We start from the raw sequence: 8,376 nt of genomic DNA, 5'->3' as shown, positions 1-8,376 counted from the left end.
TTGGCGAAAAATTCTATCCATTGGCGCTGATTTTTCTCTAGCTGACCCTTGCGGAATTTTTTCAGTTCAATAATGACCATTTCAAATGGTTTTCTCAATTCTTCATGTTCGCCAAATGGCAATTCCAAGACTTGACCCCCATCTTTTTCAGTCAGTACAAAACTGTGAATCGGCTGGTCATCATCAAAATACTTACTAGCTACTAAGGCAATCGAATAAATCGGTGAGATTTTATCATACATATCATGTGTCTGCGTGACCTTGTCACGAACATTGGGCAAATCCTTGACCAAATGTTGGCAGGAATAGGTCCATAAGCGCTTGATAAAACTGTTTTGATAGGCAACCTGTATCTCGATGATAACTTGCGTCCCATCATCCATACGAGCCAAAATATCCACCGTAGTACTAAAGTGACTAGTCCTTTCTTTTTTCACATCCGCAATGGTTCCATTCAAAATCTGAACAGACTTGGGGCGAAAACCTAGAAAAGTATTGATGAAATCAATGGTGATTTCGTGGTCATTGAAAATCTTTTTTGCAATAATATCAGCCATTGGACTGACTGCCTGTCGGCGTTTTGTCATCTCTATCCTCCAAATAAAGTAATAGAGAAATACTCCCTATCTATTTATTCGGAAAAGTTTCTAGTTATATTATAGCATACCATTCTATTTTTTCAATGAAGAAAGTAGATACAAGAAATCCGTTTCTTATAAATGACCCCACAATAGCCAAGGCTAAACAACAGACTCAGTCACATCTACCAGTAATACTCTTCGAAAACCAAAATCAGACGTTGTTGACTTGATTTGATGAACTTCAGTTCTATCTGCATCTGCGTCGCCTAGTCTGATTTTGATTTTCATTGAGTATAAATATGCTATATCAGTTAGTATGTACTGTCCTCTCTTGTCAAAAAGTTGTGAAAAAACAAGGATATTTCTACCCCTGTTTTCCCTTTTTATCTATTAGTTGAAATCAACATACTCTTTTTGAAGTTCAAGAACTTCTTCTGCCGTTGCACATTCTGTCAAGGCACGGTGAGCATATTCTTCCATCTTAGCTGTATCAAGTTTCTTCATAAGGCTACGTGTACGAAGTACAGATGTTGCACTCATAGAGAACTCATCCAAGCCCATACCTACAAGAAGTGGAACAGCTTGTTGGTCACCAGCCATCTCACCACACATACCAGCCCATTTGCCTTCTGCATGCGCAGCCTTGATAACGTTGTTGATCAAGCGAAGGATTGATGGGTTGTATGGTTGGTAGAGGTATGAAACTTGCTCGTTCATACGGTCTGCAGCCATTGTATATTGGATCAAGTCGTTCGTACCGATTGAGAAGAAGTCAACTTCTTTGGCAAATTGGTCTGCAAGCATTGCTGCAGCAGGGATTTCAATCATGATACCAACTTGGATATCATCTGCAACTGCTACACCTTCTGCCAACAAGTTTGCTTTTTCTTCTTCAAGAATTGCTTTTGCTGCACGGAATTCTGTCAACAAAGCAACCATTGGGAACATGATACGAAGTTTACCATGAACTGATGAACGAAGAAGGGCACGCAACTGAGTACGGAACATTTGGTTACCAGTCTCAGAGATAGAGATACGAAGGGCACGGAATCCAAGGAATGGGTTCATTTCATGTGGAAGGTCGAAGTAAGGAAGTTCCTTATCACCACCGATATCCATTGTACGAACCACAACTGGCTTGCCGTTCATTCCTTCAAGAACAGCCTTGTAAGCTTCGTATTGCTCATCTTCAGTTGGGAAGTCTTGTGAGTCCATGTATAAGAACTCAGTACGGTAAAGACCGACAGCTTCTGCACCGTTATCATTTACACCTTCAACGTCTTTTGGTGTACCGATGTTTGCTGCCAATTCAAAGTGTTTGCCGTCAGCTGTAACTGTTTGAGCATCTTTCAAAAGTGCCCACTCAGCTTTTTGTTTAGCATAAGCTTCACCAGCCGCTTTAAATTCTGCAATTTGTTCTTCAGTTGGGTTGATAATCACATCACCTGTGATACCGTTAACAGCGAGTACATCGCCATCTTTAACGATTTCAGTAATGTTATTTGTACCCAATACAGCAGCAATTTCGAGAGTACGAGCCATGATAGCTGAGTGACTTGTACGACCACCGATATTTGTTACAAAAGCTTTAACAAATTGTTTGTTTAATTGCGCTGTATCTGATGGAGTCAAGTCATGTGCGATAACGATTGATTCTTCGTCAATTGTCGCTGGGTTTGGTAAACGAACACCTAGCAAGTGTGCCAACACACGTTTTGCAACGTCACGGATATCTGCTGCACGCTCTTGCATGTATGGGTTATCTTCCATACCTTCAAAGATTGCGATGAACATATCCGTAACTTCTTTCAAACCAGTCTCAGCATTTGTCTTCTTAGCACGAATCGTTTCCTTAATTTGACCAATCATTTCTGGGTCAGCAAGAACCATCAAGTGTGCATCAAACACGGCTGCGGCTTCTTCACCAAGGCTAGCTACTGCGTTCTCACGAATAAGAGAAAGCTCGTTTTGAGATGCTGCAAGAGCTGCATCCAAACGAGCTTCTTCTGCATTTGTGTCTTCTACTGTAACAGTTTCGAAGGACAAATCTGGCTGAACGAGTAGATATGCCTTAGCAACGGCAACACCGTCAGACGCTGCAATTCCTTTAAGCATTTCTGTCATCTTCTTATGCCAATCCTTCTTTTTCCATTGTTTCAGTGATAGCTGCGATTGCGTCGTCAGCATCAGCACCTTCAGCTGAGATAGTTACGTCAGCACCTTGGCCAACACCAAGACTCATAACACCCATGATAGATTTAAGGTTAACTGATTTATCTTTGTAGTTCAATGTGATGTCTGAAGCAAACTTGCTAGCAGTTTGAACAAGCAAAGTTGCTGGACGTGCGTGGATACCTGTTTCTGCCACAATGTGGAAGTCTTTTGAAGCCATATTTGGATTCTCCTTTATTTTTACAAAATTGTGAGTTATTTGTGATAACCCTTACAAAAAGCATTATACCACTTTTTGAAATCATTTTCAAGAATTTTTTGCTTTTCTTTCAAATTTGAGCTGCAGAAAAATCCTTATTTGGCTTGATTTATCTCTCGATAAGCTGAGTCAACAAGTCTGCAAATTGACTGGTTGACAGTCCTGTTTTTCCTAGCATTTTTGCAAAATCTGCTGTCACCTGTCCATTATCAAAAGCAACTTCTAAAGCCGAAATAATCAAGCAACTCGCTTCTATCCAACCCATATACTCCAGCATCATGCAGGCAGAAAGGAGGAGCGAACAAGGATTGGCTACATTTTTTCCAGCAATATCTGGAGCTGTTCCATGAGTGGCTTCAAAAACAGCATGCCCAGTTTGATAGTTGATATTTGCCCCAGGAGAAATACCAATACCACCGACTTGAGCAGCCAAGGCATCTGAAGCATAATCTCCATTTAGGTTGGTCAAGGCCACAACATCAAATTTTTCTGGTGCTAATAAGATTTGTTGCAAAAAGTTGTCCGCAATTATGTCATTTACAAGGAGCGTCCCATCTGCTACTTGCTGACTGTACTCTTCTTGAGCTAGTTCATACCCCCATTTTCGGAAACCACCCTCTGTAAATTTTTGGATATTTCCTTTATGAACGAGAGTAACTGTTCTAAGCCCATACTTCAAAGCATAATCAATCGCAGAGCGGATCAGTCGTTTACTTCCCTCTACCGAGATGGGTTTGATACCAATACTTGAAGATTCTGGAAAACGAATATTTACCACTCCCATTTCTTCTTGCAGAAAAGAAATGACTTTGGCAACTTCATCTGAACCAGCCTCCCATTCAATCCCCGCATAGATATCCTCTGTATTTTCACGAAAAATAGTAATATCGGTCTTTTCTGGATTTTTCAAGGGACTCGGAACACCCTTAAAATAGCGAATAGGTCGGACACAAGCAAACAGATCCAACTCTTGACGAAGGGCAACATTAAGGGAACGATGTCCTTTACCAACCGGTGTCCCCAAAGGTCCTTTAATGGCTAGCAAATGCTCCCTAATCGTCTCCAAGGTCTCAACCGGTAAAGATGTCCCTGTCAACTCTAGCGCCGTTTCACCTGCCAAGACTTCCATCCATTGAATAGAACGCTGACCATTATAAGCCTTTACAATTGCAGCATCAATGACTTTTTGAGCCGCTGGCCAAATATCTTGCCCAATACCATCCCCCTCGATATAGGGAATAATCGGATGATTAGGGACTGTGAGTTTTCCATCTCTCATCACTATCTTTTCTGCCATATTTACCTCTTTCCAATCGGGATGTAAACCAAATTCCTACCACCTAAGTAGGAAGAGCGCGGACGAATCAATTTATTATTTTTCCGTTGTTCCTGGACATGTGCAATCCACCCCGCCATACGGCTCATTGCAAAAATCAATGTAAAAATATCACTGTCAATTCCAAGGACATAATAAACAGTTGCTGAGTAAAAATCTACATTGGGAATCAGGCCCTTCTTATGCTTGATAAAATGCTCAACCTCTTCCGATAGCGTGTAAAAAACTTCATTTTCTGTCCCTGCTGTCAAATCACGCGCCATTTCCTTTAAATATTGCTGGCGAGGATCAACTGTTTTATAGACCCGGTGACCAAAGCCCATAATTTTTTCATTTGAATCCAGTTTTTTCTGCAGGTAACCTTCGGTATCTCCGTATTCTCGAATGGCCAGAAGCATATCAAACACCCGTTCATTTGCTCCGCCATGCAAGGAACCTTTTAAGGTTCCAATGGCAGTCGTCACGCAAGAATACAAGTCTGTCAAGGTAGAAGCTGTCACACGAGCGGCAAAAGTCGAGGCGTTTAACTCATGGTCTGCATGGAGAACCAATGCCTTATTGAAGGCCTTAACTTGCAACTCGGTCGGATTTTCTCCATTCAACATATATAGGAAATTTGCCGCAAAACCTAAATCCGCTCTCGGTTCAATCGGAACCAATCCGCGTCTCAAACGAGCAAATGTTGCAATAATCGTCGGAACCTTGGCCATAATCTGAATAGATTGTTCATACAAAGCTTCTAACGAATTCTCCTCAGCGTGTACATTATATACTCCAAGGAGAGATACTGTCGAACGCAATACGCTCATAGGATGCAAATGTCGCCGCGATTGAATCAGAATACATTGCTCTACCGCATCTGAAATCGCATATTCTTTTCGCAGGCTTTTCTCAAAATAATTTAATTCAATCTGAGTTGGCAAATGCAGGTTCCACAGAAGATAGATGACTTCCTCAAAAGAAGCGTTATTCTCCATCAATTCAGCAATGTCATATCCTGCATAGGACAAGCGGTCATTTTCAATTGCACTGATTCGCGTATCACAGGCAATCGCATCTTTTAACCCATTCGTTTCTGTCATACCTTTCCTCCTAATTTCTTTCTTACTACCATAGGTAAAATACCTCCGTGGCGATAATAACGAATATCCGCCTCCGCATCAAACCGCACCAGAGCTTGAAACTCCTTTGTAACATCGTCTGTTTGCGCATGGACTGTTACAATTTGACCAACACCGACATCTTCTGGCAAGTCGATTGTATAGCTCTCATGTCCAGTCAAGCCAAGACTTTCTGCCGACTGACCTTCTAAAAATTGTAAAGGAAGAACACCCATCATCACTAAGTTTGAACGGTGAATCCGCTCAAATGACTCAGCAAGAACAGCCTTCACACCAAGTAAACTTGAACCTTTGGCTGCCCAATCACGGCTTGACCCCATCCCATAGTCTTTACCAGCAATAACAATACTACCGACACCAGCTTCCTTATATCTCATAGCCGCATCATAAATTGGTAAAATGTCCCCTTTGTATTTGGTCCAACCACCAATTTTTCCATCTGCCAATTCATTTTTAATCCGAATATTTGCAAAAGTCCCACGCATCATGACCTCATGATTGCCACGACGACTTCCATAAGAATTGAAATCCTTATAAACAATGCCATTCTCTTCAAGATAACGAGCGGCTGGACTCAATCGCGCAATATTCCCTGCCGGGGAAATATGATCTGTCGTTACAGAATCGCCAAATTTAGCCAAAACAGATAAATTTTCCAGTGGTTTTATGGATAAATCTGCCTGCATATTTTCAAAATAGGGCGGATTTTGAATATAGGTAGAAGATGAATTCCAATTGTAATTCTTATCTGTCTTTGTTTCAATCGCATTCCAAGCCTGACTATCTGTAAATACCTGTTGGTATTCTTCCTTATAAAGGTCACGAGTCACATAACGCTCAATGTAGTCATCTACCTCCTCACGACTTGGCATGATGTCCGCAAGGTAGACAGCTTGTTGCTTCTCATCATACCCCAGCGGTTCCCTTGTTAAATCTACATTCATATTTCCCGCAATAGCATAGGCAACTACTAGCGGAGGGCTCGCTAAGAAATTAGCTTTTACCAATGGATTAATCCGTCCTTCAAAGTTACGATTTCCAGATAATACCGCAGAAACCAATAAATCTTCTTCCTTAATCGCCTCCGCTACTTCGGGACGCAGATCACCTGAATTACCGATACAAGTTGTACAACCATAACCAACCAAATTGAACCCTAAGGCATCTAGATAGGTCTGCAAACCTGATTTTTTCAAATAGCCAGTCACTACTTTTGAGCCTGGTGCCAATGACGTCTTGACCGTCTTAGAAACTGCCAGACCTTTTTCTACCGCATTTTTTGCCAGTAATCCTGCCGCCAAAAGGACATACGGATTGGATGTATTTGTACATGAGGTAATCGCCGCAATAGCAACATGACCTGTTTGAATTTGCTCCTCTCCTTCAACGTACTTAACCATGGCTGTTTTATCTAACTCTGCCTCCTCCAAACCAAATCCACGCACACCTACTTCACGTATTAAACTAGCCTGAAACTCTGCTTTTGCATCTGTTAATTCGATCAAATCCTGTGGTCTTTTAGGACCAGAAATAGATGGAACTACTGTCGATAAATCCAATTCTAAAACCTTGCTATAAGACGGAAAACGTTCAGCATCATAGAATAAATAATTAGCCTTAGCATAGGCTTCTGTCAACTCCACGTGCTCCTCCGAACGGTTGGTCAATCTCATATAATGTAAAGTTTCTCCATCAATCGGGAAATAGCCACAAGTCGCACCGTATTCTGGAGCCATATTGGAAACAGTTGCTCGATCCGCTAATGTGAGAGAAGATAAACCTGGTCCAAAGAATTCGACAAACTTCCCAACTACATTTTCCTGACGTAGAAGTTGAGTGACCTTAAGAGCCAAATCCGTTGCAGTAGCAACCTTAGGCAATTGCCCTGCTAGGCGAACACCAATCACCTCAGGGATAGGAAAATAAGATGCTTCACCCAACATTGCAGCTTCCGCCTCAATACCACCCACACCCCAACCAAGTACACCAATACCATTAATCATGGTCGTATGACTGTCTGTACCAAACATAGAATCTGGATAAAGCAAACCATCCTTGTTGATAATAACATCGCTTAGAAATTCAATGTTTACCTGATGGATAATTCCTGTCGCTGGAGGCACAGCACGATAATTTTCAAAGGAATTCTCTGCCCATTTCAGAAATTCATAGCGTTCATTATTTCTCTCGAACTCTAAGTCAATATTTTTCTCCAGAGCATCTTCAGTCCCAAAAAAATCAACTTGAACAGAGTGGTCGATGACTAAATCCACTGGAATTTCTGGGTTAATCAATTCAGGGTTTCCACCTGCTTTCACCACCGCATCACGCATGGAGGCTAAATCTACCACAACAGGAACACCTGTAAAATCTTGCAAAATAACACGACTAGGTTTAAAGGGGATTTCTCCTTTAGGAGATGCCGCCTGATAATGAAGCAACTCCATTATGTGATTTTTTGTAACGTCTACGCCATCTGCTTTTCTTAAAAGACTTTCTAATAAAATACGAATAGTATAGGGAAGTGAATGAATATCCACTTTTTCTTCCGTTGAAATCGAATCCAATGCATAATATGCATATTCTTTCCCTTTATGAAACAAGCTTTTTCTATGTAATTTTTCCATATTTTATAACCTCTTTCAGCATTATTGAATAGTATAGTACAAAAGGTAATATATATTCAATACATGTATAACTATAAATGTTATATTTTGTGACACCGTATGTTTCCTTCAAAATATTATGACATTTACAAAAAAGCTAATTTATATTTTACCGAGAGATTGTTAGGGTTCTCAAACTAAATAGAAACAGCTATGTAAACGCTATTTTTCGACTTAGCAGCAATGAGCGGAGGTACAATATATGGTGTTTTATGAAAATATTGTGCACTATATTTTGTGA

Annotated in this window: 7 protein-coding genes; all 7 read right to left on the bottom strand. The window is 40.8% G+C overall.

The features are described from left to right. Positions 1 to 587, bottom strand: a 587-nt coding sequence (locus ODU55_RS04730) for a PD-(D/E)XK nuclease family transposase (protein ID WP_398582046.1), incomplete at its 3' end; no start/stop codon positions are given. 153 nt (positions 588 to 740) lie between these two features. Next, positions 741 to 869, bottom strand: a complete 129-nt coding sequence (locus ODU55_RS04725) for a hypothetical protein (protein WP_398582045.1) — start codon at positions 867 to 869, stop codon at positions 741 to 743. A 102-nt stretch (positions 870 to 971) separates the two neighbouring features. Next, positions 972 to 2,705, bottom strand: coding sequence for a phosphoenolpyruvate--protein phosphotransferase (ptsP, locus tag ODU55_RS04720; RefSeq protein WP_024377259.1), 1,734 nt, complete (start codon positions 2,703 to 2,705; stop codon positions 972 to 974). Between the two features lie 4 nt (positions 2,706 to 2,709). Continuing rightward, positions 2,710 to 2,973: a phosphocarrier protein HPr gene (locus ODU55_RS04715; protein ID WP_024378446.1), complete on the bottom strand. Its 264-nt coding sequence runs from the start codon at positions 2,971 to 2,973 to the stop codon at positions 2,710 to 2,712. A 148-nt stretch (positions 2,974 to 3,121) separates the two neighbouring features. Continuing rightward, complete coding sequence (gene icd / locus ODU55_RS04710; RefSeq protein ID WP_398582044.1) at positions 3,122 to 4,309, bottom strand: NADP-dependent isocitrate dehydrogenase; 1,188 nt, start codon at positions 4,307 to 4,309, stop codon at positions 3,122 to 3,124. Positions 4,310 to 4,311: 2 nt separating this feature from the next. Beyond that, positions 4,312 to 5,430 carry a citrate synthase gene (locus ODU55_RS04705; RefSeq protein WP_398582043.1) on the bottom strand — a complete coding sequence of 373 codons (1,119 nt, stop codon included), beginning with the start codon at positions 5,428 to 5,430 and terminating at the stop codon, positions 4,312 to 4,314. Continuing rightward, positions 5,427 to 8,096, bottom strand: coding sequence for an aconitate hydratase AcnA (gene acnA, locus ODU55_RS04700; RefSeq protein ID WP_398582042.1), 2,670 nt, complete (start codon positions 8,094 to 8,096; stop codon positions 5,427 to 5,429). Before acnA ends, ODU55_RS04705 begins: the two co-directional genes overlap by 4 nt. Positions 8,097 to 8,376: the final 280 nt, after the last annotated feature.

Source organism: Streptococcus sp. 2022WUSS037, from assembly GCF_044427225.1.
Taxonomy (GTDB): Bacteria; Bacillota; Bacilli; order Lactobacillales; family Streptococcaceae; genus Streptococcus.
The sequence above is the reverse complement of the archived record's forward strand: the minus strand, read 5'-3'. Positions and strand labels throughout refer to the sequence as shown.

Bases quoted from the DNA above. Each gene is read 5' to 3' on its own strand.
- ODU55_RS04705 (WP_398582043.1), bottom strand. From the start codon at position 5,430: ATGACAGAAACGAATGGGTTAAAAGATGCGATTGCCTGTGATACGCGA.
- ODU55_RS04715 (WP_024378446.1), bottom strand. From the start codon at position 2,973: ATGGCTTCAAAAGACTTCCACATTGTGGCAGAAACAGGTATCCACGCA.
- ODU55_RS04725 (WP_398582045.1), bottom strand. From the start codon at position 869: ATGAAAATCAAAATCAGACTAGGCGACGCAGATGCAGATAGAACTGAA.
- acnA (WP_398582042.1), bottom strand. From the start codon at position 8,096: ATGGAAAAATTACATAGAAAAAGCTTGTTTCATAAAGGGAAAGAATAT.
- ptsP (WP_024377259.1), bottom strand. From the start codon at position 2,705: ATGACAGAAATGCTTAAAGGAATTGCAGCGTCTGACGGTGTTGCCGTT.
- icd (WP_398582044.1), bottom strand. From the start codon at position 4,309: ATGGCAGAAAAGATAGTGATGAGAGATGGAAAACTCACAGTCCCTAAT.